Origin of the sequence: Sphingobium fontiphilum (assembly GCF_014196635.1) — a bacterium.
In the GTDB taxonomy this organism is placed as follows: domain Bacteria; phylum Pseudomonadota; class Alphaproteobacteria; order Sphingomonadales; family Sphingomonadaceae; genus Sphingobium; species Sphingobium fontiphilum.
This window is the reverse complement of sequence record NZ_JACIEB010000001.1, coordinates 1-25,279: the sequence shown is the minus strand read 5'-3', so window position 1 is coordinate 25,279 and position 25,279 is coordinate 1. Positions and strand designations below refer to the sequence as shown.

22 protein-coding genes and 1 tRNA gene are annotated in these 25,279 nt (G+C 63.6%); 14 read left to right on the top strand and 9 right to left on the bottom strand.

Features of this window, described 5'->3' with window-relative positions; translation table 11 throughout:
- Nucleotides 1-47 precede the first annotated feature (47 nt).
- The 10 genes from GGR44_RS00115 (at nucleotide 48) to GGR44_RS00070 (ending at nucleotide 9,765) form a co-directional block, all read left to right on the top strand.
- Entirely contained in the window at nucleotides 48-716 is a 669-nt protein-coding gene (locus tag GGR44_RS00115; RefSeq protein ID WP_183953432.1) for an RBBP9/YdeN family alpha/beta hydrolase, read from the top strand.
- A gap of 97 nt (nucleotides 717-813) precedes the next feature.
- Nucleotides 814-990 carry a YezD family protein gene (locus GGR44_RS00110; protein WP_246344249.1) on the top strand — a complete coding sequence of 59 codons (177 nt, stop codon included), beginning with the start codon at nucleotides 814-816 and terminating at the stop codon, nucleotides 988-990.
- Between the two features lie 96 nt (nucleotides 991-1,086).
- Nucleotides 1,087-3,480 carry a TonB-dependent receptor gene (locus GGR44_RS00105; RefSeq protein ID WP_183953430.1) on the top strand — a complete coding sequence of 798 codons (2,394 nt, stop codon included), beginning with the start codon at nucleotides 1,087-1,089 and terminating at the stop codon, nucleotides 3,478-3,480.
- A gap of 101 nt (nucleotides 3,481-3,581) precedes the next feature.
- Entirely contained in the window at nucleotides 3,582-4,454 is an 873-nt protein-coding gene (gene panB, locus GGR44_RS00100) for a 3-methyl-2-oxobutanoate hydroxymethyltransferase (protein WP_183953429.1), read from the top strand.
- A gap of 74 nt (nucleotides 4,455-4,528) precedes the next feature.
- Nucleotides 4,529-5,227, top strand: a complete 699-nt coding sequence (locus GGR44_RS00095; RefSeq protein ID WP_183953428.1) for a tetratricopeptide repeat protein — start codon at nucleotides 4,529-4,531, stop codon at nucleotides 5,225-5,227.
- Between the two features lie 38 nt (nucleotides 5,228-5,265).
- A complete protein-coding gene (locus tag GGR44_RS00090; RefSeq protein WP_246344248.1) occupies nucleotides 5,266-6,600 on the top strand; it encodes an outer membrane protein assembly factor BamB family protein in 1,335 nt (444 codons plus the stop codon).
- Nucleotides 6,601-6,634: 34 nt separating this feature from the next.
- The gene (gene der / locus GGR44_RS00085) at nucleotides 6,635-8,002 is read left to right on the top strand and encodes a ribosome biogenesis GTPase Der (RefSeq protein WP_183953427.1); all 1,368 of its coding nucleotides are present in this window, start codon (nucleotides 6,635-6,637) and stop codon (nucleotides 8,000-8,002) included.
- Entirely contained in the window at nucleotides 7,989-8,216 is a 228-nt protein-coding gene (locus GGR44_RS00080) for a sulfurtransferase TusA family protein (RefSeq protein ID WP_183953426.1), read from the top strand. The genes der and GGR44_RS00080 overlap by 14 nt, the downstream gene beginning before the upstream one ends.
- A gap of 56 nt (nucleotides 8,217-8,272) precedes the next feature.
- On the top strand, nucleotides 8,273-8,710 hold the full coding sequence (locus tag GGR44_RS00075; protein ID WP_183953425.1) for an Hpt domain-containing protein: 438 nt from the start codon (nucleotides 8,273-8,275) through the stop codon (nucleotides 8,708-8,710).
- Nucleotides 8,711-8,754: 44 nt separating this feature from the next.
- Complete coding sequence (locus tag GGR44_RS00070; RefSeq protein ID WP_183953424.1) at nucleotides 8,755-9,765, top strand: LLM class flavin-dependent oxidoreductase; 1,011 nt, start codon at nucleotides 8,755-8,757, stop codon at nucleotides 9,763-9,765.
- Here the strand turns inward: GGR44_RS00070 and GGR44_RS00065 are convergent.
- On the bottom strand, nucleotides 9,737-10,807 hold the full coding sequence (locus GGR44_RS00065; protein WP_246344247.1) for an acyltransferase family protein: 1,071 nt from the start codon (nucleotides 10,805-10,807) through the stop codon (nucleotides 9,737-9,739). The genes GGR44_RS00070 and GGR44_RS00065 overlap by 29 nt on opposite strands.
- 227 nt (nucleotides 10,808-11,034) lie before the next feature.
- On the opposite strand from GGR44_RS00065, the gene GGR44_RS00060 reads away from it, so the two are divergent.
- Both GGR44_RS00060 and GGR44_RS00055 read left to right on the top strand, forming a co-directional pair.
- Nucleotides 11,035-12,693: an ATP-binding protein gene (locus GGR44_RS00060; protein ID WP_183953422.1), complete on the top strand. Its 1,659-nt coding sequence runs from the start codon at nucleotides 11,035-11,037 to the stop codon at nucleotides 12,691-12,693.
- A gap of 182 nt (nucleotides 12,694-12,875) precedes the next feature.
- Nucleotides 12,876-13,727, top strand: coding sequence for an endonuclease/exonuclease/phosphatase family protein (locus tag GGR44_RS00055; protein ID WP_183953421.1), 852 nt, complete (start codon nucleotides 12,876-12,878; stop codon nucleotides 13,725-13,727).
- 20 nt (nucleotides 13,728-13,747) lie between these two features.
- On the opposite strand, the gene GGR44_RS00050 is transcribed toward GGR44_RS00055, so the two are convergent.
- The 8 genes from GGR44_RS00050 to GGR44_RS00015 form a co-directional block, all read right to left on the bottom strand.
- Nucleotides 13,748-16,675: a valine--tRNA ligase gene (locus GGR44_RS00050; RefSeq protein ID WP_183953420.1), complete on the bottom strand. Its 2,928-nt coding sequence runs from the start codon at nucleotides 16,673-16,675 to the stop codon at nucleotides 13,748-13,750.
- 45 nt (nucleotides 16,676-16,720) lie between these two features.
- Entirely contained in the window at nucleotides 16,721-17,407 is a 687-nt protein-coding gene (locus GGR44_RS00045; protein WP_183953419.1) for an NnrU family protein, read from the bottom strand.
- Nucleotides 17,408-17,467: 60 nt separating this feature from the next.
- On the bottom strand, nucleotides 17,468-19,513 hold the full coding sequence (locus tag GGR44_RS00040; RefSeq protein WP_183953418.1) for a S9 family peptidase: 2,046 nt from the start codon (nucleotides 19,511-19,513) through the stop codon (nucleotides 17,468-17,470).
- Between the two features lie 172 nt (nucleotides 19,514-19,685).
- Nucleotides 19,686-20,303: a twin-arginine translocation pathway signal protein gene (locus GGR44_RS00035; protein ID WP_183953417.1), complete on the bottom strand. Its 618-nt coding sequence runs from the start codon at nucleotides 20,301-20,303 to the stop codon at nucleotides 19,686-19,688.
- Nucleotides 20,304-20,333: 30 nt separating this feature from the next.
- Complete coding sequence (add, locus tag GGR44_RS00030; RefSeq protein WP_246344246.1) at nucleotides 20,334-21,464, bottom strand: adenosine deaminase; 1,131 nt, start codon at nucleotides 21,462-21,464, stop codon at nucleotides 20,334-20,336.
- Nucleotides 21,465-21,599: 135 nt separating this feature from the next.
- Complete coding sequence (locus GGR44_RS00025) at nucleotides 21,600-22,100, bottom strand: DUF2497 domain-containing protein (RefSeq protein WP_183953416.1); 501 nt, start codon at nucleotides 22,098-22,100, stop codon at nucleotides 21,600-21,602.
- Between the two features lie 54 nt (nucleotides 22,101-22,154).
- Entirely contained in the window at nucleotides 22,155-23,612 is a 1,458-nt protein-coding gene (locus GGR44_RS00020; RefSeq protein ID WP_183953415.1) for a TolC family outer membrane protein, read from the bottom strand.
- Between the two features lie 18 nt (nucleotides 23,613-23,630).
- On the bottom strand, nucleotides 23,631-24,266 hold the full coding sequence (locus GGR44_RS00015; protein ID WP_183953414.1) for a protein-L-isoaspartate O-methyltransferase: 636 nt from the start codon (nucleotides 24,264-24,266) through the stop codon (nucleotides 23,631-23,633).
- A 194-nt stretch (nucleotides 24,267-24,460) separates the two neighbouring features.
- On the opposite strand from GGR44_RS00015, the gene GGR44_RS00010 reads away from it, so the two are divergent.
- Together GGR44_RS00010 and GGR44_RS00005 are read left to right on the top strand one after the other, a co-directional pair.
- Nucleotides 24,461-24,534: transfer RNA gene (locus GGR44_RS00010), tRNA-Cys, on the top strand.
- A gap of 164 nt (nucleotides 24,535-24,698) precedes the next feature.
- Nucleotides 24,699-25,279 (top strand): tyrosine-type recombinase/integrase (locus tag GGR44_RS00005; protein ID WP_246344245.1); only part of this gene is annotated, 581 nt, incomplete at its 3' end.

The window sequence follows — 25,279 nt, the reverse complement described above, 5'->3', positions numbered from 1 at the left end:
TATAGATATTAGAGAATGGGGCCATGGCAAAGGAAAGGACCAGAATCATGGACCGTTTCGGATATGTCGATGACGCTCGTCAGCCCGTCGTGCTGACGATTCCCGGTCTCAACAACAGCGGCCCCGGTCACCGGCAAAGCATCTGGGAAGAAACCCGCGGCGATTGCCGCCGCGTCGACCTGGGCAGTTGGGCCAGTCCTAACCGCAATAGCTGGGTGACGCGGCTGGACGCGGCCATCCGCGAAACGCCCGGCCCCATCGTGCTGGCCGCGCACAGCCTGGGGTGCCTCGCCGTCGCCTGGTGGGGGGCCTTGCAAAGTCAGGCCTATGGCTGGCCGGTCACAGGCGCGCTCCTGGTTGCGCCGCCTGATTGCGACCGCATGGAAACGCCGGAGACGATCGGCGGTTTCGGCCCCGTCCCGCGCGTGCCCCTGCCCTTCCCCACGATCGTCGTGGGCAGTCGGAACGATCCCTATATTTTCTTCGAAAGGGTCCACAGCATCGGCAAATATTGGGGTAGCGAGTTTGTGGATGCAGGCTTCAGCGGCCACATTAACGCGGATTCGGGCTTGGGAGACTGGGGTTTTGGGCAAAGCCTGCTCGACCGCCTCGTCATCCATGCTCAGGATCAGGCGCAAGCCATGCGCCAGTTTCGTCCCGCCGTGCCGTTGCGCCCGCAGGAATCATCGCGCCAACTGGGTGCGCCGCCCCGCTGACGCGACATTGAGGGGCGGCAAGCAAAGCTTGATCGCTCCCTATTTTAAGTTATTTGTCTATTGAATAAATTGAGATAAACACGAGCAAGAGATGATAATGAGCCACCAGCACCCGACCAGCGTTGCGCCGCACGAGCGCAAGGACATCGTCGCCAGCGTCGAAAAGCTGCGTTCCGTTCTGGAACATCTGCGTTTCGGATCGATCACGGTCACGGTGCATGACGCCCGTGTCGTCCAGATCGACGTGACGGAAAGAACCCGGCTGACCGCCTGAACAGCGGTCGGCAAACACCGAAAAAAAGGCTTCGACCGGACCACCGGAGACGCCGCGATCCAAAAGACACCGGACATCCGGCAGAAAGGGACCAATATGATCGCGCGTTTCCTGTTGCTCGCCTCCGTGGCGGGCGCACCCTTCATCGCATCCAGCGCACAGGCGCAGGATGCGCCTCCCGCTACCGAAGCCAGCGGGGACAGAGGCGATGGCAATATCGTTGTCACCGCCCGACGTCGTGTGGAACAGTTGCAGGACGTGCCGCTCGCGGTTTCCGTCCTCAACGCCCAGACGATTGAGCAGACCGGCAGCTATAACGTCACGCGGCTTCAGCAGTTGCAGCCCAGCCTGCAATTCTTCTCCACCAATCCGCGCAACAGTTCGATCAACATTCGCGGCATAGGCGCGCCGCTGGGCCTGACCAATGACGGCATCGAACAGGGCGTCGGCATCTATGTCGACCAAGTCTACTACAACCGTGTCGCCGCCGCGACGCTCGACTTCGTCGACATCCAGCAGATCGAGGTGCTGCGCGGGCCGCAGGGCACGCTCTATGGCAAGAACACGACGGCCGGCGCCATCAACATAACGACCAAGGCGCCCAGCTTCACCCTTGAGGGCAAGGCGGAGATTTCTGTCGGCAATCTGGGCTTCAAACAAGGCAAGGCCTCGATTTCCGGGCCTCTGTCGGACACTCTGGCCATTCGCCTGGGCGTCGCGGCGACCAGCCGCAACGGCACCATCTACAATGTCGCGACCGACGATCATGTGAACGGTCAGGATTTTCTGGGCATTCGCGGCGCGCTGCTGTGGAAGGCTACGGACAATCTCGACATCACCCTGTCGGGCGATTTCAACCTGCAAAACCCCAATTGCTGCGCCCAGATCTACGCCGGATACGGCCCCACACAGCGCGCGACCAATCGCCAATATCCGGCGCTCAGCGCCGCACAGGGGTATAGCGTACCGAGCACCAACCCCTATGATCGCCTGACCGATCTCGACGCGACGCTCAACGCCCGCAACGAATTGGGCGGCGCATCGCTGCGTGCGGAGTGGGATCTGGGGGCAGGCACGCTGACCTCCATCACCGCCTGGCGCTACTGGGCCTGGGATCCGTCCAACGACCGCGACTTCACCGGCCTGCCGATCACCACAAAATCGCAGAACCCGACCCGCCAGACGCAATGGACGCAGGAATTGCGCTATGCACAGACCGGCGACACGATCGACTTCGTGGCGGGCCTGTTCGGCTTCCATCAAAAGCTGCACACCACCGGCAGTCAGGTTCAGGGGCCGGCGGCCAGCGCATGGCTGCTCAATCCTACCAACGCCCTGTCGCAAAATCCCGCAGTGCTCGACGGCCTGACGGCGGACAACGACATCCGCTTCAAAAACAGCAGCGCGGCGGCCTTTGGCCAGCTTACCTGGCACGTCACCGACCGGCTGGACATTCAGCCGGGCGTGCGCATCAACTATGACAAGAAGACCGGCGAATATAATTCGGTGGTCACCGGCACCGCGTCCGACGGCACGCGGCAACTGGTGCTGTTCAGCGGCCCCTATGCCAGCGACCCGTGGATCGTCGCGCAACGCGGCGTTTTGCCCCCGCAATATTTCAAGACATCGTTTAGCGACTGGAACCTGTCCTATGGCCTGACCGCATCCTACAAGGTCAGCGATGTCGTGATGGCCTACGCCACCTATTCCAAGGCGTTCAAGTCGGGCGGCATCAACCTGAACGGCGTGCCGCTGGACAGTGCTGGCGTACCGCAACTGTCGGTCGCAAACGTGAAACCCGAAACCGTCGACCATTATGAGATCGGCCTGAAAACCCAGTTCTGGGATCGCAAGGCGACGCTCAACCTCACCGGGTTCTGGACGGATATCCAGGATTATCAGGCGATCGTGAACAATGGTCAGAACGCAGTGCTGCGCGGCTACCTCGCCAATGCGGGCAAGGTGCGCACGCGCGGCGCGGAGGCGGATTTCTCCATCCGCCCCTCCGAACGGGTCAACGCCTATACCAGCGCATCCTATACCGAGGCCACCTATCGCACATTCACCAACGCCCCCTGCCCGCCGGAATTGTCGGGCGGCAGTTCCAGCCCGCCGACCTGCGACATTTCCGGCCAGTTGCTACCGGGCGTGTCGAAATGGTCGCTCTCCTATGGCGTCGAATTCAACGTGCCGACCCCGCTCTTTGGCGGCGACGGTGAATTCTACATCGGTTGGGACGGCAGCTATCGCTCGAAATTCTCGTCCAACGCATCCCGATCCATTTACATGGATGTGAAGGGCTATGCGCTCAACAATCTGCGGCTAGGCTTTCGCAACGACGACGGCCTCAACATCTATGGCTGGGTCCGCAACATATTTGACAAGGATTATATGGAGTTGCTGGCAACAACGCCGGGCAATACCGGTTTGATCGCTGGTCAGCCGGGTGACCCGCGCACCTATGGCCTGACGATCAAGGCCGGTTTTTGAACGGTCCCCTGTTACGGCAACTCGCGGGGGTGGCGCCATCAGGCCACCCCCGCATTTTTTCGTGATTTGCGCGGGGAGCCTCGCTCGGCTAGATCAGCGCCATGTCCACCACTTTCACGCTCGACACCGCGACCAGCCGCGCCAATCCCACGCCCGCGCCGATGAAGCGGCTGACGGTGCCCGCCATTCAGCGCCGCAAGGTCGACGGCACAACCGCCGAACCGCTGGTGATGCTCACCGCCTATACTGCGCGGCAGGCGCAACTGCTCGATTCGCATTGCGACATGCTGCTGGTCGGCGATTCGCTGGGCCAGGTCATCTATGGCCTGCCATCGACCCTGCCCGTCACGCTGGACATGATGATCGCCCATGGCGCCGCCGTGGTGCGGGGCAGCTATCATAGCGTCGTCATCGTCGACATGCCCTTTGGCAGCTATGAAGCATCGCCGTCGGCGGCCTTTGCCAGCGCCAGCCGGGTCATGGCGGAAACCGGCGCGGCCGCGGTCAAGCTGGAGGGTGGACGGGCCATGGCCGACACCATCGCTTTCCTGAGCCAGCGGGGCATTCCCGTCATGGCCCATGTCGGCCTGACGCCGCAGGCGGTCAACGCGCTGGGCGGCTATGGCGCACGCGGCAAAAGCGAGGAGGAACATGCCAAGATCATGGCCGACGCCCGCGCCGTCGCCGATGCCGGCGCCTTTGCCGTCGTGCTGGAAGGGGTGATGGAGGATCTGGCCATCGCGATTACCGACAGCGTCGCCATTCCCGTCATCGGCATTGGCGCTTCGGCTCATTGCGATGGCCAGGTGCTGGTGACCGAAGACATGCTGGGCATGTTCGACCGCGTCGCGCGTTTCGTGAAACGCTATGAAAATATTGCGGAAACAATCAGCGGAGCGGCGGAACGATACGCGGGCGAAGTTCGTTCCCGCGCCTTTCCGACGCAAGAACAGGTCTATCGGCCCAAAAAGTGATTTGCCTGTTGTCGCGCGCCCGCTAAAGATCGCGCCTTCCGGGCGGTTTCCCGGCTATTTTCGGAGTATTACCCTTGGCCTTGACGCCACAGAATAGCGAAGCCTTCATGCGCGAAGTCGACGAAGCGGTCCGGCAGGACCAGCTTCTGTCATTCTGGGAGCGTTATGGCCGCCTATTGGTGGCCGTCATCATCCTGGGCCTCGCGGCCTTTGGCGGCTGGCTCTATTGGCAACATCACAGCAAAACACAGTCAGAGGCCGTGTCGGAAGAAATGGCCAAGGTGATTGACAGCGCCGGCGGTGGCGGCGCGCCAGATGCCAAGGCGCTGAAAAAACTGACCGACGCGAGCCAGCCCGGCTTCGCCGCATCGGCCCGGCTGGTCGAGGCGGGCGTCGCCGCGCGCAAGGGCGACACCAAAGCCGCCATCGCCAGTTACAAGGCGATGGCGGCCGACACATCGCTGGCCCAGCCCTATCGCGATCTGGCGCTGATCCGCCAGACGACGCTGGAATTTGACAGCCTGAAGCCGCAGGAAATCGTCGACCGGCTCAAGCCGCTGGCGATCGAGGGCAATGCATGGTTCGGCAGCGCGGGCGAACTGGTCGCCATCGCCTATATGAAAATGGGCAAGCGCGATCTGGCCGGGCCGATCTTTGCCGCCATGGCCAAGGATGACACGGTGCCGCAGACTATCCGTTCACGCGCGCGACAGATGGCGGGACTATTGGGGGTCGATGCGATTGAGGCTCCGGCCAATGGCGCCGAAGGCTGATCGGACCGATGTTGGGCGACAAATTGGGGATGGATGGCATGAAATTCATGGGTTCGACGGGCCGTGTGCTAAGCGCCGCCCTGTTGCTGGCGACGGTCGCCGGTTGCGGCATTATCGGCGGCAAGAAGGGCGGGCCGAAGACGCCGGTTTTGGGCAACCGCATGTCGATCCTGTCATCCGAACAGGGGATCGAGGTCGACCCTGCGATTGCCGACGTCGGCGTGGCGCTGCCCGCCCCCTATATCAACAGCGAATGGAGCCAGCCGGGCGGCGTGCCGTCGAAGGCGATGGGCAATCTCTCGCTCTCCGGTTCCCCATCCACGGCCTGGACCGCCTCCATTGACGGCTCGACGCCACAAGCCCGGCTCGCTTCATCTCCGGTGGTCGCCGACGGCAAGCTCTATGTGATCGACTCTTCCGCCCGCGTCATCGCATTCGACGCCGCCAGCGGCGCCCGCCTTTGGCAGACGCCCTTGCCCGCCGAAGGCAATGGCCGCGCCCTGTTTGGCGGCGGCGTGTCCGTGCTGGGCGACCGGGTCTATGCCTCGACCGGCGTTGGCGACGTGTTCGCCCTCAACGCCGCCAACGGCGCGCAAATCTGGAAGAAGCGCCCCGGCGGCCCGCTGCGCGGCGCCCCGACGCTCGAAAATGGCCATGCCTATGTCATGAGCCAGGACAACCAGATATTCGCGCTTAACCAGAGCGACGGCGAAGTCGTGTGGACCGACAGCGGCACGTTGCAGGCGACCGGCGTGTTCGGCGTCGCCGCCCCCGCCGCCGCGCAGGGCACGGTGATCGCGGGCTACAGTTCGGGCGAACTGACCGCCTATCGTTATGAAAATGGCCGCACCCTGTGGGGCGACGCCCTGTCGCGCACCAGCATTTCGACCGCGGTCGCATCGCTGACCGACATCGACGCCAATCCGGTCATCGACCGCGGCCGCGTGTTCGTGATCGGTCAGGGCGGCCGCATGGCCTCCTACGAACTGGTCAGCGGCCAGCGGCTGTGGGAAATCAATGTTGCGGGCATTTCCACCCCCTGGGTCGTGGGCGAATGGGTGTTCGTCGTCACCAGCGACGCCAAGCTGCTGTGCATCGCCCGCGCCACCGGCAAGATTCGCTGGATCAGCCAGTTGCGCCGGTGGAAGGATGTGAAGGACAAGAAGGGCGCGATCCGCTGGACCGGCCCGGTGCTGGCGGGCAGCCGCCTGCTGCTGGTTTCGACGCAGGGCGACCTCAACTATGTCGACCCGACCAGCGGCGCCATCCAGGCGCAGGTGGACATGGGCAAATCCATGTCCCTGTCGCCGGTCGTCGCCAACAACATGCTGTACATCCTGGCGGATGACGGCAAGCTGACCGCCCTGCGTTAAGGCGGCGCGCAAGAAAGGAATAAGGGCCCTCATCATGCTGCCCACAGTTGCCATTGTCGGGCGGCCCAATGTGGGCAAGTCCACCCTCTTCAACCGCCTTGTCGGCAAGAAGCTGGCGCTGGTCGACGACCAGCCTGGCGTCACGCGCGACCGGCGCGAGGGAAAAGCGAACCTGCTGGGCGTCGATTTCACCATCATCGACACCGCCGGCTATGAGGATGAAGACCCCCAGAGCCTGCCGGGCCGGATGCGGATGCAGACGCAGGCGGCGGTCGAAAGCGCCGACGTCGCCCTGTTCCTGATCGACGCGCGCGCGGGCATCACTCCGCTGGACGAGGAAATCGCCCGCTGGCTGCGCGAAGGCGACGCGCCGGTGGTGCTGGTCGCCAACAAGGCGGAGGGCAAGGCCGCTGATGGCGGCGTCATGGAAGCCTTCGGCCTGGGTCTGGGCGACCCCATCCCCTTCTCGGCCGAACATGGCCAGGGCATGGCAGACCTGTTCCAGGCGCTGTTGCCCCATATCGACCGCGAAGAGGAGGAAGCGCCGGTCGAGGAGGATGAACTGGATTTTGAATCCGCGCCCCTGAAGCTCGCTATCGTTGGTCGCCCCAATGCGGGCAAATCCACCCTGATCAACCGTTTTCTGGGGGAAAACCGTCTGCTGACCGGGCCGGAGGCGGGCATCACCCGCGACAGCATCGCCGTCGACTGGGAATGGACCGACGCCGACGGCAATGTCCGCCCGGTCCGCCTGATCGACACGGCGGGCATGCGCAAGCGCGCCAAGGTGCAGGACAAGCTGGAAAAGCTGGCCGTGTCCGATGGCCTCAATGCCGTCAATTTCGCCGAGGTCGTCGTCCTGCTGCTCGACGCTACGCGCGGGCTGGAGGCGCAGGATCTGCGCATCGCCGACCGTGTGATCGAGGAAGGGCGCGCGCTCGTCATCGGCCTCAACAAATGGGACACTGTGGAAAACGGATCAGCCCTTTATCAGGGCATCAAGCAGGCCCTGTCCGACGGGTTGGCGCAGATACGCGGCGTGCCGATCCTCACCCTGTCGGGCGCGACGGGCAAGGGGCTGGACGAAATCATCCGCGTCGCCTTTGAAACGCGCACGGCATGGTCGCAGCGCATTTCGACGGGGCAACTCAATCGCTGGTTCGAACGCGCGCTGGAGGCCAACCCGCCGCCAGCCCCCGGCGGCAAGCGCATCAAGCTGCGCTACATCACCCAGAACAAGACCCGCCCGCCGACGTTCGTTCTGTTCGGCACGCGGCTAGACGAATTGCCTGAAAGCTATCGCCGCTATCTGGTTAACGGCATTCGCAAGGAACTGGGCTTTGGCGCGGTGCCGGTGCGCCTGACGCTGCGCAGCGCCAAGAACCCCTATGCCAGCAAATGACGCGTTCGAGGTGGACGCGCGCGGCATGAAATGCCCCTGGCCGGTGCTGCGCGCCGCCCGCGCCCTGCGCGAACACAGCGCCATCATCATCCGCGCCGATGATCCGCAGGCCCCCACCGAACTGGCCGCGCTGGCGCGCGAACAGGGCTGGACGCTGAGCGGGATCGGGGCGGATCATTTCCGGATCGAGCGGGGATCGGACGCCTCCTCTTAACCCCTCGTTTACGGCTGAAGGTGTATTCCAAGGCCGTAATGGCAGGGAGCGTGCGCGTGCCGCATCGGGAAAGAGCATTGGTGGACTGGGCGGATTTCGGCCGGGTGCGGGCGGAACTGGGCGCCGGTTTCCTTCGCATTCTGGGCTATTTCCGGGAAGATGGCGACAAGGCGATCACCGCCGTCGAGCAGGCTTTCCGCGATCGCAACGCCGCCGCCCTCGTTATTCCCGCGCACACGCTGAAGGGCGAATCCGCCCAGTTCGGCGCCTGGCGGCTGAGCGCCATGGCCGAACAGATCGAAATGACCGCGCGCCGCTGCGTCGAATTTCGCGAAAGCCCCGAAGAGTTGATTGAAATCGTGGTCGCCCTGCGGCCCTGTTTCACTGAAACCATGGCCGAACTGGACCGCGAAGCCAATCCGTTGGTGCCGCGCCGTCCCGTCTTTGGCCGTCGCGCCGACCCTCGCCCCGCCACTTTCGGCCGCGCCGGATAAAATCTTGGTGGAATAGAAGCTGTCATGCTCCCATATGACGGCGCATGACGAAATTTTCCCTGCTCGATCTGGTGCCCGTCACGCGCGGCAGCGACGTCGCCACCGCCCTGTCCCGCGCCGCCGCGCTCGCCGCCCATGCCGAAGAACTGGGCTATCACCGATATTGGGTCGCCGAACATCATGGCATGGCGGGCATCGCCTCCGCCGCCACATCGGTGGTGCTTGCCCACATTGGTCAGGCGACCAGCCGCATCCGCATCGGCGCGGGCGGCATCATGCTGCCCAATCACGCGCCGCTCGTTATTGCCGAACAATTCGGCACTCTGGACGCGCTTTTCCCCGGCCGCGTCGATCTCGGCCTTGGCCGCGCGCCGGGTTCCGACCAGCGGGTGATGCAGGCGATGCGCCGCATGCTCACCAGTGGGCCAGATCAATTCCCCCGCGACGTCCTGGAATTGCAGGGTTATTTCGCGGGCGACGACCGACTGGGCTTTCGCGCGACGCCGGGCGCGGGCGCCGACGTGGCGCTGTGGATATTGGGGTCCAGCCATTATGGCGCGCAACTGGCCGCCGCCCTGGGCCTCCCCTACGCCTTCGCATCGCATTTCGCGCCCAAACTGCTGGACGAAGCGCTGGCGATTTATCGTCGGGATTTTCAACCTTCGGCCGTGCTCGACCGCCCTTATGCCATGGCCGGCTTCAACGTCTTTGCCGCCGACACGGCGCAGGAAGCGGCGCTGATCGCCAGTTCGATGGAGCAGACTTTCGTCGCCCTATGGACCGGTCAGCCGGGCCTCCTGCCCCCGCCCGTGCCCGGCTATCGCGACAGCCTGCCCCCGCAGGCGCACAACATGCTGGTCAAATCGCTTCGGGCGTCCAGCATCGGCACGCAGGCGGATGTCGCCCGCGATCTTTCCGCCTTCATCGCCCGCACGCAGGTGGACGAGGTCATCATCGCCGGGCAAATTTTTGATCCCGTCGCCCGCCATCGCAGTTTCAGCATCGCCATGGCCGCCGCTCAGTCGATCAGCGTCGCCCCAGCCGCCCACCACTAAGCAGCGCGGCGGCGACTGGGGACAGCCGATTGAGAGCTGATGCCATAGGCGCCGCAGCCATCAGAATCAGTGCCGGCTGAAGCAGCAGAAACAGCGGATAGAGCGGCGATCCCATCCGCCCGACGATCCGGCCGATCAGCGGCCCGCCCAGCCAGATCAGGATCAGGTGCGCGCAAAAGAGGAAGAAGGCGAAGGGTTCGATCCGTCGCAATATTGCCCCCGCCCGCGTCGGCACAAGCGCCCAGGCAAGACGCCAGAAAAACAGAGCCGCCGCCACCCGCGAGACAAGGTCGATCGCCGCCATCACCATATTGTCCTGCGGCGCTCCCCATTGCAGCGCCAGCGCCAGCCTCACCGGCATGGCGACAGCGAATGGCATGGCCGACATCCAGAACGGCCAAGCCACCGTGCGGTCCGCCCAACCCCAACGCCACGCCACCATGCCCAGCAGAAAGAAACAGAGAATGGCGGCGCGCATCAGCACCGGCGGCCCCAGCCCCGCGACATGGGCGACGCCCGCCAGGCCAGCCAGCGCCAGCAACGCGACAGCGGGCAGACGCACCAACAGGGGCGCGACAACCATGCACAGGAACAGGTCGCGCAGGAACGGCATCTGCACATTGATGTCGGGATTGCGGGTTAGAATGAACAATTCCTGCGCAACCCACTCCCATGATGTGGGCACCGGCGCGGGCAAGGTCCAAAGCCAGGCGGCGCCCGAAACCAGCGAAATGGCCAGCGCGTTCCACAGGATCATTGGCAACAGGATTGACCGCGCCTTGCGCCGGACAAAAGGCCCCCAGTCGCGCGAGCGCGCCGACGACGCGACCAGCCAGCCAGAAATCAGGCCCAGCAACGGCACCGCGCTGCGCCCCAGCGCCTCCATCAACGTCCAGCGCAGCGCATCCTGCCCCGTACCGCGCAGCGCGGCCAATTCCGCGCTGCCTATCCCCGTCCAGGCATGAACATAAACGACCCCCAATATGCAAAGCGACCGGGCGATGGCGATGGCGGCCGAACGGCGGCTTGCGTCAATCGGCAATATCAAGGGCAATGGGCCTGTTCCTGTTGCGGGCCGGCTGCCAACGCGCCGATGCCGGGGCCGTTCCCTGCCGAACAGCGGCTCCGTTTCGGATGGATCGCTAATCATTCATCAAATTCTGACGCTTAACGCTGACAGGCTAAGCCAAAATTTACCTCTGCCGCTTAGGGGTGAAAGGGCTCAGTCCGCCAACCGCGCGGGCTTCGTGAGGGACTTTGCAAAGGCCGATGACGCATATGCCGGGCGCCGCCCAATTTTCCGCCGCTGCGCCCGCTGCCCTTGCGCGCCTTGGCGCTCCCATGGGCATGGTGTTCCAGGTTGCCGGTTCCTCCTCCAAAATCATGATCGACGCGCTGCGCCAGCAGGAACTGGCGCTCGACGCCGACGCCAGCATCGCCATGGCGGGCCAGGTCGGCAGCCAGATCAAGATGCGCGTGGGCGGAAGCTGGCTGATCGCGAACATCCGCGCGATGGCGCTGGACCGCGACAATCCGCAACAGGTGATCGCCGACATCGACTTTCTGGGCGAAGGCGATGAGGAAAAGCTGACCGGGCGCATCCACCGTTTCCGGCGCGGCGTCACCTGCTATCCGGTGCCAGGCACGGAGCTTTACCCTGTGTCCAGCAAGGATATGGACCAGATCTATGCCGCCGACGACCGGCCGCATGTGCAGATCGGCACCGTTTATCCGACCAGCAGCACGCGCGCCGCGCTCTATGTCGATTCGATGCTGGGCAAGCATTTCGCGCTGCTGGGTTCGACCGGTACCGGCAAATCGACCAGCGCCGCGCTCATTCTGCACCGCATCTGCGACCTGTCGCCGCAGGGCCATATCGTGATGATCGACCCGCATGGCGAATATGGCGCCGCCTTCGATCAAAATGGCGCAGTGTTCGACGTCAACAATCTCGCTTTGCCCTATTGGCTGATGAACTTCGAGGAACATTGCGAAGTGTTCGTCACGTCCGAAGGGGCGGAGCGGACGCAGGATTGCGACATCCTCGCCAAATGCCTGCTGGCCGCGCGGTCGAAGAACCGGTTGGCCGAACAGATCGGCCGCCTGACCGTCGATTCGCCCATTCCCTATCTGTTGTCGGACCTCACCAACATCCTGCAGAACGAGATGGGCAAGCTCGACAAGGGCACCAATTCGCTGCCCTATATGCGGTTGAAGACCAAGATCGACGAGATCAAGGCCGATCCCCGCTACAGCTTCATGTTCTCCGGCATGCTGGTGGCGGACACGATGCAGGATTTCCTGGCGAAGATTTTCCGCCTGCCCTCGAACGGCAAGCCGATCTCGATCATCGACGTATCGGCCATGCCGTCGGAAATCACCTCGACCGTGGTGTCGGTGCTCTCGCGGCTGGTGTTCGATTACGCCATCTGGTCGCGCAACGAACCGCAGCGCCCTATATTGCTCGTCTGCGAAGAGGCGCACCGATACATCCCCAACACCACGACCGGATCGGGTCAGGCGGTGCGCAAGATATTGGAGCGGATCGCCAAGGAAGGCCGTAAATATGGCGTGTCGCTGGGCCTGATTACGCAGCGCCCGTCCGACCTGGCCGAAGGCGTGCTGTCGCAGTGCGGCACCATCATTTCCATGCGCCTCAACAACGACCGCGACCAGGCCTTCGTGAAGGCCGCCATGCCCGAAGGCGCGCGCGGTTTCCTCGATTCCATCCCCGCGCTGCGCAACCGCGAAGCGATCGTCTGCGGCGAGGGCGTCGCCGTACCGATCCGCGTGGCGCTCGACAATCTGGAGGAAAGCCGCCGCCCGGCGTCCGGCGACCCCAGCTTCACCCATTTGTGGCGTCAGGCGGGCGGCGAATCCGACATATTGGACCGCACCATCACCCGCTGGCGCAATCAGGGGCGTTAGAGCGATTTCGAGGCAGGCGGAATCACCTGCCGATTCGGAAATAACGGAAATCAAACAAAAAAAACGGACCGCTCCGGTTCGATCACAAACGGAACAAGTCTGGGGCCGGAACCCGCCAACCCTCTCCCGGCTGCTTTGTCGCCATGCTATATTGCGGCCCGCGCATCGCGGAGGAAATCATCATGGCGAAATTGCTGTCCGTCCTGTCCTGGAATGTCGAACATTTCGGAGCCTCCGCTCGGGGCAAGAGCTTTGAAACGGAACGGATTGGCCGGGTCGTCGACCTCCTCGCGCAATATGATCCCGATATTTTCGGCCTGTTCGAAGTGGAGGGGAAGGATATTTTCGAAACGCTGGTCACCAGAATGCCCGGCTATACCTTCCAGATCACCGAAGGACCGCAGACCCAGGAAATTCTGGTGGGCATTCGCCGCAACATCACCGCTTTCGTCACGCAGAAGGTCGAATATCGTTCCGGTACGACCCATATGCGCCCCGGTCAGTTGGTGACCGCGCGGGTCGGCGGCCATGATTATGCGATCCTGTTCCTGCATGTGGCCAGCGGCGTAGACCCGCGCGGCATGGGCCTTCGCGACGACATGGTCCAGCGCGCTTTCGACTTTCGCAAAGTGCTGGACAAATCCGCCGGCGGCCGCGGGCAAGCGCGCTACATCATCTTGGGCGACCTTAATTCCATGGGACTGGAATATCCGTTCGACCATGGCATTCCCCATGAGATCGAACTGAAAAAATGGGACAAAGAGGCCGCGCGTGCCGCTGTGCAGATGGTTCGACAGGTAAAAAGCTGGCCATATAGCTGGTCAAACGGGTCGCGTTCCCGCATCCCGGATTCATCGCTCGACCACGTCTATGTGTCGCAGCAACTGACGCTCAAACATGTCCCCGGGGCCGATGGCGGTGATGCAACGGTGCACGTCGGCGGGTGGGCGCAGGCCCCCGACGATGCGGCCAAAGACCAATGGATCGCCGATTATTCGGACCATTGCCCGCTCTATTTCGAACTGGTCGAATAGAACGGGCAGGCTCCGCCCGATCATCCCAGCCGGTCGAGCGCCGCCTTCAACCGCTCGGCTTCCGCACTCTTTTCGGCATGGTCCTCGCGCGCCTTGGCGACGGCTTCGGGCTTGGCTTTCTCGACGAAACTCGGGTTGTTCAGACGATTGCCGAGGCCATCCCGCTCCTTCTCCGCCGCCGCCAGAGCCTTGGCCAGACGCGCCTTCTCCGCCGCGATGTCGATCACCCCTTCCAGCGGCAGGATGAAGGTCGCCTCGTCCACCACGATCTGCGCCGCGCCGCCCGCAGGCGGTTCGCCAAAGCTCAGGCTCTCCACCCGGCCCAGCCGCGCCAGCGCCACGCCCTGCCGATCCAGCCGCCGCTGCGTCGCTTCCGCCGCGTCGCGCACCACCATGGGCAGCTTCGCGCCCGGCGGCACGTTGAGTTCGGTCCGCGCGGTGCGAATGGCGCTCACCAGCCGGATCAGCCAGTCGATCTCGCCCTGCGCGTCGCTGTCCACCGCCGCCAGCGCCTGCGGCCATTGCGCCACGATCAGGTCATGGTCGCGCGCGCCCATGGCGTGCCAAAGCTCTTCGGTGATGAATGGCATGAAGGGGTGAAGCATGATGAGGATCTGGTCGAACGCCCATCCCGCGACCGCCTTCGTCTCATCATCCATCGCCGCCTTGGTCAGCTCGATATACCAGTCGCAAAACTGGTCCCAGATGAAGTGATAAATGGCGTTGGCCGCCGCGTCGAAACGCAGTTCGGCAAAGGCGGTGTCGAGCGCCTGAACGGTCGCCACCGTCTCCGCGATGATCCAGCGGTTGACCGGCAACTGGGCATGGGGCGCTTCATGCGCGGACGCGCCGACCACGCCGTTCGACTGGAGGAAGCGCGCGGCGTTCCACAGCTTCGTCGCGAAGTTGCGGTATCCCTCAACCCGCTTTTCATCCATCTTCACGTCGCGGCCCTGGCTCTCCATTGCCGCCATGAAGAAGCGCAGCGCATCCGCGCCGAACCTGTCGATCAGGCCCAGCGGATCGACGACATTGCCCTTGGACTTGGACATTTTCTGCCCGTCCGCCGCGCGAACAAGGCCGTGCAGGTAGAGCTTGCGCCACGGGACATCGCCCATGAACTCCTGTCCCATCATCGCCATCCGCGCATCCCAGAAGAACAGGATGTCGAAGCCGGAAATCAGCAGGTCGTTGGGGTAGTGGCGGGAGACAAGACTGGCTCCCTCTCCCCTGGGGGGAGAGGGTTGGGGTGAGGGGGTGCTGCTATCGAGAGGGTGGACCACCCCCACCCTGCCCTCCCCCTCAAGGGGGAGGGTGTCTTCGGGCCAGCCCAGCGTCCCGAACGGCCACAGCGCGGACGAGAACCAGGTGTCGAGGACGTCGGGGTCGCGGGTTAGCTTTACTGGCTTGTTTTCACCTTCTTTAGTAAAGAAAAGCTCTGTATTTTCGTCCGTGTCATTCGATTCAGCAATGAACGGAGCATATCCGTCACCATAGTAGGCTCGCGCCTGCTCAAGCGCAGATTCTTCATTCTCCGCAACAAATATTGCACGATTGCCACCTGTCTTAAGTATAGGCTGGAAATGCCCAAACAAATTATCGCCTTCTTTACGCTGCCCATACCAAGCTGGTATCCGGTGCCCCCACCAAAGCTGGCGGCTCACGCACCAGGGCTGGATATTCTCCATCCAGTTGAAGAAGGTCTTTTCCCAGCTCTTGGGCACGATCTCGATGCGTCCGTCGCGCACCGCCTGCATCGGCGCGACCGCGAGTTTCGCCGCATCGACATACCATTGATCGGTCAGCCAGGGTTCGATGACCACGCCCGAACGGTCGCCATAGGGCGTCTGGATGGCGCGCGGCTCAAAATCGCTCTCGACTGCCTCGCCTTCCCTGGTCTTCGTGACATGGGGAACCAAAAAATCTGGCTTCATCGCCTCGACCACCGCTTTGCGCGCGTCGAAACGGTCCAGCCCCAGGAAAGCCTCCGGCACCAGCCCGTCGGCGGTCTGCACCACCTTCGCGTCGGCGTCGAACATGTTGAGCATCTGAGACGCGGCGATCCCCGCGCGCTTGCCGACCTCGAAATCGTTGAAATCATGCCCCGGCGTGATCTTCACCGCGCCAGAACCCAGTTCCGGGTCGGCATAATCGTCGCCCACGATCCGCAACCGCCGTCCGGTGATCGGCTGGAGTATCTCCCTGCCGATGACCGACTGATAACGCGCATCGTCGGGATGCACCGCCACCGCCATGTCGGCCAGCATCGTTTCGGGCCGCGTCGTCGCGACGACGATATGGTCGCTCCCGTCCGCGAGGCGAACGCCATCCGCCAGCGGATAGCGGAAGCGCCAGAAGCTGCCCTGCGTCTCCTTCGTCTCCACCTCCAGATCGGAAATGGCGGACCGGAAATGCGGGTCCCAGTTCACCAGCCTTTTGTCGCGATAGAGCAGTCCGCGCTTGTGCAGTTCCACGAACACCTTGATGACGGCCTTCGAAAAGCCTTCATCCATGGTGAAGCGTTCATTGGCCCAGTCCATGGAACAGCCCAGCCGCCGCAACTGCCGCGTGATCGCGCCGCCGCTCTCGGCCTTCCATTCCCACACCTTGGCGATGAAATCGTCGCGGCTATAGTCGGTGCGCTTCTCGCCCTTCGCATTCAACTGCCGCTCGACCACCATCTGCGTCGCAATGCCCGCATGGTCGGTGCCGACCACCCACAAGGCATCCTTGCCGCGCAGCCGCTCGTAACGGACCATGATGTCCTGCAACGTGTTGTCCAGTGCATGGCCGATATGCAGGGAACCCGTCACATTCGGCGGCGGGTTCACGATGGTGAAGGGCGTCGCGTCCGGCCGGTGGGGGCGGAACAGCCCCTTTTCCTCCCAATGGGCGTACCAGCGGGCTTCGATGGCGACGGGGTCGAATGTCTTGGGCAGTTCGGTCATGGAAGCGCCCTTAATGGCCCTTCCCGCTCCATTCCAGCAAAACCGTCAGCCGATCCAGCGCCAGATGCCCGCCGCCCAGCCCGCCAGCGGCAAATGCGCCCAGCTTGCCGCCAGCCACAGCACAAGTCCGCCGGCAAGCGTATGCATCCCGAACCCACCGATCCGCGCCCGCCCGGCGGCGATGGCGGCGAACGGCCAATAGCTTGTCTTCGCCTCCCACTGCGCCCATTCAGCGGGTTTCAGCCGTTCCTTCTTGCGGTCCTGCATCGCCGCGCCGCCCAGCGCCAGCAGCATGATCGCCCCGCACAGGATGATATTGGACGGTTCGGGAAAGGCGATGATGTGCGCCACGCCCCACAGCGCAAAGCCCCACATCATCGGATGGCGGGTGATGGCGTAAACGCCCTTCGCCACCGCCGGAATGGCCATCTTTCCTTCAGGATCGGGCACCGCCGGATTGCCGACCAGCGACCCCATGAACAGGAAGGAGGCGAGCAGCATGATGGCCGTGGCGATGGCCCACAGCCCGTCTCCGGCTACCCACAGAGGCGCCTGCGCCGGGGCCGTGCGATAGGCCATGGCCAGCCAGATCAGCGTCGCCGCCGCGACCAGCGAATAAAGGCCCAGAAATCCCTTTTCCCCGACCCGCGCCACCAAAGGCGCACGCAGGGGATGCGAAAGGATGAAATGCGAACCGACAAAGGCGATCGCGGCGATCAGGACCATCGTCATGCTTGTCTCTCCCACCGGAGTCGTGCGGAAAGACAAACATAGCCGCGTTTCACCTTCGCGTCATTTCCCCGTCCACTGGCCCAGCCAGCCCAGCACTTCGCCATACCATTGCAGCGAATTTTTGGGCTTCAGCACCCAGTGATTCTCGTCAGGGAAGATCAGCAGCTTCGACGCTATGTCGCGCCGTTGCAGCGCCGTGAACGCGGCCAGCCCCTGCGTATAGGGAATGCGGAAATCCTTTTCGCTGGTGATGACCAGCATCGGCGTCTTCCATGCGGTCACATGGGCGACCGGGTTCCATTTTTCATATTCGGCCGCCTGTTCATAATAGGGGCCGCCATGTTCCCACTCGTCGAACCATAATTCCTCGGTTTCATACGCCATGGCGCGGGCGTCGAACACGCCGTCATGCTGGACGATGCACTTGAACGCATCGGGCCACCGCCCCTCGATCCAGTTCATCATATAGCCGCCATAGCTGGCCCCCAGTGCACAGGCGTTGCTTGCGTCGACCTGCGCGTCCTTCGCCGCGGCGGCGGCCAGACCCAGTTTCAGGTCCTCCAGCGGCTTGCCGCCCCAATCCTTGTTGATGCTGTCGACAAAGGCCTGGCCATAGCCGGTCGATCCGTGGAAATCGACGGTGACGGCGGCGTAGCCCGCCGCCGCGAACGCCTTGGGATTCCAGCGATAGGACCATGAATCGCCGAAACTGCCCTGCGGCCCGCCATGCACCAGATAGGCGACCGGCAGCTTCGCCCCCGCGCCGGTGGCCGACGGGTTCAGCGGCTTGATGATCTGGCCCCAGACCGTGTCGCCATTCGCGCCCCGGAAGCTGAACCGTTCGACCGACACGTCGTCGACGCCCGCCAGCTTGTCGGCATTGACGCTGGTCAGCCGCACGGGCTTGCCGCCCTTGCCCATACGCCACAGGTCGGCGGGCGACTGGATGCTGTCGAGCGCATAGAGGAAGCCGCCATCGGGCAAGGGGGTCACCCCGCCCACATGCCCCGCCCCGGTCAGCCGCGTCACCCGGCCGCTCGCCACATCGACGCGGAAGGCGGGATGGTCCAGCACCTCGTCGGCGGTGACGATCAGCGATTTGCCGCTCGCCTCCCATGCGATGGAGGCGACCGAACGGTCCCAATCCTGCGTCAGCGCGCGTGTCTCCCCGCTGGCGATGTTGCGCAGCATCAGCACCAGCCGATCGCTTTCATAACCCGGCCGCGCCATCGCCGCATAGGCCAGCCATTGGCCGTCGGGCGAGACGGTCGGCATGGTGTCGGTCGCGTCGTTGGCGTCGGTGAGGTTGACCGGCGCGCCGCCGCCATCGATGGGCGTGGCGAATATGTCGAGATTGGTGGACAGCGGCTCGATCCGCCCGGCTTCGCGCAAGGCGAAGAACAACGTCTTGCCGTCCCTGCTCCACGCCAGTTCCTCCGCCCCGCCAAAGGGCTTGGACGGCGCATCGCCGATCAGGCCGCCCATCACCGAAACGGCCTTCGCGCCGGGCTTGAGCGGCATGACGAAAATCTGCGACCGCTGGCCATCGGACCAACTGTCCCAATGGCGCACGAACAAGCGGTCGTACACGCGGCCGCTGCCCGCGTCCTTCGCTTTGGCAGGGGCGGTGTCGGCTAGGGTCGCCGCGCCGATGGGCCGGTCGGCCCAAAGGGCCACCTTGTCGCCCATGGGGCTCAGCAGATAACCGGACAGGCCGCCGGGCGCGTCAGTGATCTTCACCGGCTCCCCACCCGACAGCGCCACGCGCCACAGTTGATCGTCGCCGCTCGCGTCCGACAGATAATAGAGAGACGCGCCATCGGGCGCGAAAGTCGGCGCCGTCTCATTCTTGTCGGTGACCGACGCGATCAGGCGCGGCGTCGCCCCCTTCGCTTGGAGGTCGAGCAGATACAGGTCGTTGCGACCGCGATTATTGTCGAAATCGGTCGTGCGCAGTTGATAGGCCAGCCAACGCCCCTCGGCCGACACCACCGGCGCGGACAGGCGATTGAGGTTCACCATGTCGGCGGGCGTGAACGGCCGCGCCAAAGCGGGCAACGGCGCCAGCATGATCGCGGCAAGGGCAGCAGCAGGAAGATATTTCATCGGATCGGCTTTCCAAATCGACCGGGCGCCCCGTCATCGGCACGGCGCGACCTCGTAAAGGTGCATGGCCGAGGACTTATCATACGGGGGCAACATCGGACAATCGGCAGGGCCTTTTCGCAGTTGATCCGGGCGGCCAACAGCAACTCTCAACCCATCTCACTCAACCGAACTAATCGCCGGCCTTCCCGGCCGCAACCATTGCGTCCCAAGTCGCCCAGTCGATGGCGCGGCCGGGGTAGGCGACGTTGCGGAAGGGCCAGTCCGCCTGCACCCATCGGGTCACCCACTGGTAGAGTTCCGCGTCGAAACCCGCGTCATAATCGGCCTTGGTTACCCACAGTCTGACCATCGCGTCATAGGGCGGCACGGGGCTGGGCGAGACATAGACGCTCCCCCGCTCGCGCTTGCCGTCCGGGGTCAGCACCGCATAGGCAAAGGATTTGCGGCTTTGGAAACGGGCCTGTTCGGATTCCATGTCGGCCATGGCGTCGGCATCCGAAATCGCCTTGTGCGGCCAGCTTGTGCTGCGGGAAAAGGTCGTCTGCAAATGCTCGATCGACGACATATAGGCGTCATAGTCGACCTTCACCAAATCGGGGCCGAGCGGCACAAGCTTGAACTCCGCCGTTTCGACCAGCGTCGGCGGCGTGAAATCGGCCGGGACGAAAAGACGTTCAGCCCCGGGCGCAGGGGGCGGCGCGGCTTCGGGGGCGGCGGGCGGCGAAGCGCACCCCGACGCCGCCATCATCGCCGCCAAAAGAGCACATGCCGACCGCCTATACCTCATAACCCCTCCCAACCGTTCATTCGCCATGCATCACGCCAATAGCCCATGCGCGGCGGCATAGGCGTCCAGCTTCGCCAGACATGCCGCCCGCAACCCTTCGTCCATCCATCCCGCCATGAAGGCGTTCCGCTCCATCCGCACCAGTTCAGCTTTGGTCAGTGCGCTGCGGTGCTGCGCCTTCACCAGCACCTCGTTCAGATATTCGCTGGCCATATAGGCCGGATCGTCGGAATTGATGGTGATGTTGAGGCCCGCGTCCAGCATCCCGCGCACCACGTCCACCGGCGGCGCCTCGCCCTGCACCGTGCCCGAAAAAGTCGGGCAGACGGTGAAATAGAGGTTCTTCGCCTTCGCCAGCGCCATCAATTCCGGCGATTGCAATATGTTGCCGCCATGATCGATGCGGTCGACCCGTATATCGACGATGGCCTGCCGGATATGCTCCAGCGTGTTTTCCTGATTAAGATCGCAATGCGCCGTGACCTTCAGGCCCGCCGCCCGCGCCTTGGCGAAATGGGCGGCGAATTTGGACGGCGGATTGCCCTTCTCATCGGAATCGAGGCCGACGCCGACCAGATATTGTTTCATCGGCAAGGCCGCATCCAGCGCCGCCATGGCCGATTCCGCCGACAGATCGCGCACGAAGCACAGGATGAGCTGCGACTGGATTCCCAGTTTCGCCGCCGCATCCGTCCGCGCGCGGGTGATGCCGCCGATCACGTCCGCCATGGCGACGCCGCGCTTCAGATGCTCCTGCGGATCGAAGAACATTTCGGCATAAAGCACATTCTGCGACGCCGCCTTCGCCAGATAGGCATAGGCAAGGTCGTAGAAATCGGGCTCCTTCAGCAGCACCTTCATGCCGTCATAATAGATGGCGAGAAAACTGGGCAGGTCGTGATAGCGATAGCTGGCCTTCAGCGCCGCGACATCGGCAAAGGGCAGCTGCAGGCCGTTGCGCCGGGCCAGTGCGAACTTCATCTCCGCCTCCAGCGTGCCTTCCAGATGGACATGATATTCCGCTTTGGGCAGCCCGGCGATGAAGGCGGCCATGTCGGCGGCATCGTCCCCGGCCAGCGCAGCGAAAAGAGGCGAAGGCGCCAGCAATCCGGCGCAGCCCACACCCAATGCGGCGCGGATCATGGTGCGGCGGTTCAACATGGCGATTTTCCCCTCTTGGTCTGGCCACCCTCCCTATCCGGGGCGCGGCGCACGCCTGTCCATCGCCAAAAGCGATACAACCCGTGTCAAAAAAGGGGGCGGGTCGAAGCGGGAGCGCCCAAGCGCCCGCACCCGTTACTGCGCGCCGGTGATCCGCGCAATCTCCCTGGCGACCATATCCTGCACCATTGCGGGCAGATTGGCGTCCAGCCATTCCTTCAGCATCGGGCGCAGCATGGAGCGGACCAGGCCGTCGAGCGTATTATCCTCGCCATCGCGCGGCTTTACCAGCATGGCCGACAGGGCCGAAAGCGACTGGCGCGTCGCAACCTCGCTCTCCACCGACAGGATGGAAGGCGCTTCTTCCTTCACGGGCGCTGGCGCCGCGCGGGTCTGGCTGGGCGCTTTGGCCACGACTTCCTCCTCGACCAGATCGGTGAGTTCCAGAACTTCCTCGGCATCCGTCGATGCGGCGGCGGGAGCAGCGCCGGGCACAGGCACCTCAACCGGTTCTAAGCGAGCGCGACGGGCCAGAGGCGCGGCTGAATGCACGGCCTCCTCGCCTTCTTCGGCGATGATCCGCTTGATGGAGGAGAGAATCTCTTCCATCGAGGGTTCCTTGCTCATGTCACCCATCGCGCAATCCGCCCCCGCTCGATGCCCAGCCGCCCTCAACCCAACCAATTGAAGTTAATCGGCGGCGTTCGGAGCCACATTGGCATTTTGCGTGGGCGTGTCAACGGTGCGCGTCGCCACCGGTTGCGGCTTGTGGCCGAAATCCCAGTCGAACAGCTTGCCCTTCACATGGTCGTAATGGACCACCGGGTCATAAAGCGCGCCTGATTCCAGACCCAGATCGTCGGCCTCTGCATGGCCCATGGCCGCCAGCAGGCTGAACCCGGCGACATAGGCGTTGCGCCGCGCCGAAACCAGCGACACGCGCGCGTTGAGCGATTCCTGTTCGGCGTTCAAAATATCGAGTATGGTGCGCGATCCGACCGAATTTTCCGCCCGCACGCCTTCCAGCGAGAGCGCGGCGGCATCGACCGCCTTCTGGCTCGATTCGATCGTCTGGAGGGAGGCCTGCCAACTGGCGTAGGCGGCGCGGGTCTGGGCGATGACGCCGCGTTCCGTGCCGATTTCCTGCTCGATCGCCTGACTTTCCAGCGCCTGGTTAAGCCGAACCTGCGCGCCCGGGCGACCGCCCTGATAGAGCGGCAAGGTCAATTGCACCCCGGCCGATGCGGTCTTGTTCAGTTGCTCGGGCGAATTGGGCAAAGTGTCGAGGAAATTGGTGTAGGCGCCCTGCACAAAGCCCGACAGGCGCGGAGAAACGCCAGCCTTGGCGACTTTCGTATCATAAGCGGCGGCATCGCGCGTCTTTTGCGCGGCCAAAATGTCGGGATTGTCGGCCAGCGCCACGCGCACCGCATCCTCAGGCGTTGCGGGCAAGCCGGGCAGCGCCGGCGGCGGCTCCAGATTGTCGGGCGCCTCGCCGACCAGCGCGATATAATTTTCGCGGCTGGTAATCAGGTTGGCTTGCGCCGTCTGAAGGTCGGACCGCGCCAGCGCCAGCCGCGATTCGGATTGCGCCAGATCGGTGCGGGTCAGGTCGCCGACCTCGAAACGATCATTGGTCGCCTGAAGATTGACCTCCAGCACGTTCACATTCGCCATGTTGAGCGACACGATCGCGCTGTCGCGGATCACATCCATATAGGCGGCGACGACATTGGCGAACACGGTCGCTTCGGTCCCGCGCAGATTGGCGCGCCCCGCCTCGACCCGCACCTTGGCGCCCTTGATCGCATTGCGCACCGCGCCGCCCGAATAGATCGGCACCGTCGCGGTCGCATTGGCGGCCACCGATCGCTGCTGCGCGGTGAAGCTGATCGTCGGCTTCAGGATGCTTTCGGTGAAGCTGCCGGTGGCGCTCACGCTCGGCCGCCCGTCAGCCTTAGCCACCTGCACATTTTCATCCGTCGCCTGCAAGCCAGCGCGGGTCGCCGTCAGTGTCGGGTTGGAGCGGTAGGCCTTGGCCAGCGCCTCCTGAAGCGTGCCCGCCCAGGCTGGCGAAGCGAGGACGGTGGACATGGACAGCAAGGCTGTTGCGGCGATGCGCGGATGGGGAAGTCGCTTTGCTGTCATAAGTCCTGTCTTTAATATTCAGAAAACGAAACGCTCCGGCGTGGCAAAGCCCGGCAACACCACCATTTCCATGTCGGTCACGCCGACGAGGCCAAACGTCCCTGCCACCTTGCGGCCCGTGCACAGCCGGGTCACCCCGTGCTCAACGATGCCGGTCGCGATCCGCGCGTCCTCGCCAAGCTGCTCAACGAGCGCAGCGGGCAGTTCCTCCACCGCGCCATCGACCAGCAGAACATCATAGGGCGCACCGTCGGCGGAGCCCTCGGCCAGCGGTCCACGCGCCAGCGTCACGCCATCGGCGATCGTCGTTTCGGGGCCATCCGGCGCTTCGACCGCTGTGACCACCGCGCCGATTTCCGCCAGTAATGCAGCGGCATAGCCCGTCGCCGCACCGATCAGCAGCACCTTTTCCCCCGGCTGCACCGCCGCTTCCGACAGCAAGCGCCCCGTCGCCAGCGGCGGGTTCAGCGCGCGCCCTCCCCCCAACGGCACCGGCCGGTCGATATAGGCCATCGCCACGCGCTCGGCAGGCACGAAACGCTCCCGCGGAACCCGCGCCATGGCGGCGATCACCAACGGTTCGTCAACGTCGCTGGTGCGAAGCTGACTTTCGACCATGGCGGCGCGCATCGAAGAAAAATTATGCTCGGTCACGACAGTTCCTCGCTTGGCACAACTGTATTGGCAATGCAATACACTAAAAGAGAGTCAGCCTGCTCTAATTCAGGCGAGAGGCCACGCCAAGCGCCTTTGCGCGGAAGAACGCAAGGAATCTTGGAAACCGCCATGGCTGGATGCTTGACTTTGCGACCAAAGCAGCACATTTGCCCTCCTCCACCGCGTAGGACGGCCCGATGGCGGAGTGGTGACGCAGCGGACTGCAAATCCGTGCACGCCGGTTCGATTCCGGCTCGGGCCTCCATAATCCTGTCTGGCGACGTCTGCCAACAGTTGAAAAATCCCTGATTTCCGGTAGTTTATGAGCATTCGCTGATTGTCAGTGGATGCCCTTGTTTGCCTGCAATTGCGGATGATGGGGCCCGAATTTGGGGGCCTCAAAAGGCCCCAGCAGAACCGAGGTCCCCAATGGCGCTAACCGATACCGCTATCCATAATGCCAAGCCTGCAGGTAAGCCTTACAAGGTTACTGACTCCCTGGGTTTGTATTTGCTCGTCAATCCAAGCGGCAGCAAGCTGTGGCGAATCAAATACCGTTTCGACGGCGTGGAGCGGAAACTGTCGATAGGGGCGTATCCCGAGATTACGCTGGCCGAGGCGCGCGCCGCCAGGGATGCAGCCCGTAAGCAACTGGCTCACGCAGTCGATCCCAATGTAGCCAAGAGGCAAGCCCGCATCGAGGCGCGCATTCGGGCCAGCCACAGCTTCGCTAGCGTGGCCGAGGAACTGATAGAAAAGAGGGCCCGCGAGGGGTTGGCTGAGCCAACGCTGGAGAAGATGCGCTGGTTTGTGAAACTGATGGGTGCAGACTTCAGAAAGCGGCCTGTCACCGATATCACGCCTCAGGAACTTCTCCATGAACTGCAAAAGCATGAACGGCGTGGCCGGGACTGCCAGGAATTTCGTGTGCGGCGAGGCATAATGGGCAACAAGGAGATCCACTATGTCACGACGCAAAGAGCCTTCGATACCGAACGACATTCTCGACC

Excerpts from the sequence above, each read along its gene's own strand:
- GGR44_RS00115 (WP_183953432.1), top strand. The coding sequence starts at position 48 with ATGGACCGTTTCGGATATGTCGATGACGCTCGTCAGCCCGTCGTGCTG.
- GGR44_RS00110 (WP_246344249.1), top strand. The coding sequence starts at position 814 with ATGAGCCACCAGCACCCGACCAGCGTTGCGCCGCACGAGCGCAAGGAC.
- GGR44_RS00105 (WP_183953430.1), top strand. The coding sequence starts at position 1,087 with ATGATCGCGCGTTTCCTGTTGCTCGCCTCCGTGGCGGGCGCACCCTTC.
- panB (WP_183953429.1), top strand. The coding sequence starts at position 3,582 with ATGTCCACCACTTTCACGCTCGACACCGCGACCAGCCGCGCCAATCCC.
- GGR44_RS00090 (WP_246344248.1), top strand. The coding sequence starts at position 5,266 with ATGAAATTCATGGGTTCGACGGGCCGTGTGCTAAGCGCCGCCCTGTTG.
- der (WP_183953427.1), top strand. The coding sequence starts at position 6,635 with ATGCTGCCCACAGTTGCCATTGTCGGGCGGCCCAATGTGGGCAAGTCC.
- GGR44_RS00080 (WP_183953426.1), top strand. The coding sequence starts at position 7,989 with ATGCCAGCAAATGACGCGTTCGAGGTGGACGCGCGCGGCATGAAATGC.
- GGR44_RS00070 (WP_183953424.1), top strand. The coding sequence starts at position 8,755 with ATGACGAAATTTTCCCTGCTCGATCTGGTGCCCGTCACGCGCGGCAGC.
- GGR44_RS00060 (WP_183953422.1), top strand. The coding sequence starts at position 11,035 with ATGACGCATATGCCGGGCGCCGCCCAATTTTCCGCCGCTGCGCCCGCT.
- GGR44_RS00055 (WP_183953421.1), top strand. The coding sequence starts at position 12,876 with ATGGCGAAATTGCTGTCCGTCCTGTCCTGGAATGTCGAACATTTCGGA.
- GGR44_RS00050 (WP_183953420.1), bottom strand. The coding sequence starts at position 16,675 with ATGACCGAACTGCCCAAGACATTCGACCCCGTCGCCATCGAAGCCCGC.
- GGR44_RS00045 (WP_183953419.1), bottom strand. The coding sequence starts at position 17,407 with ATGACGATGGTCCTGATCGCCGCGATCGCCTTTGTCGGTTCGCATTTC.
- GGR44_RS00040 (WP_183953418.1), bottom strand. The coding sequence starts at position 19,513 with ATGAAATATCTTCCTGCTGCTGCCCTTGCCGCGATCATGCTGGCGCCG.
- GGR44_RS00035 (WP_183953417.1), bottom strand. The coding sequence starts at position 20,303 with ATGAGGTATAGGCGGTCGGCATGTGCTCTTTTGGCGGCGATGATGGCG.
- add (WP_246344246.1), bottom strand. The coding sequence starts at position 21,464 with ATGTTGAACCGCCGCACCATGATCCGCGCCGCATTGGGTGTGGGCTGC.
- GGR44_RS00025 (WP_183953416.1), bottom strand. The coding sequence starts at position 22,100 with ATGGGTGACATGAGCAAGGAACCCTCGATGGAAGAGATTCTCTCCTCC.
- GGR44_RS00020 (WP_183953415.1), bottom strand. The coding sequence starts at position 23,612 with ATGACAGCAAAGCGACTTCCCCATCCGCGCATCGCCGCAACAGCCTTG.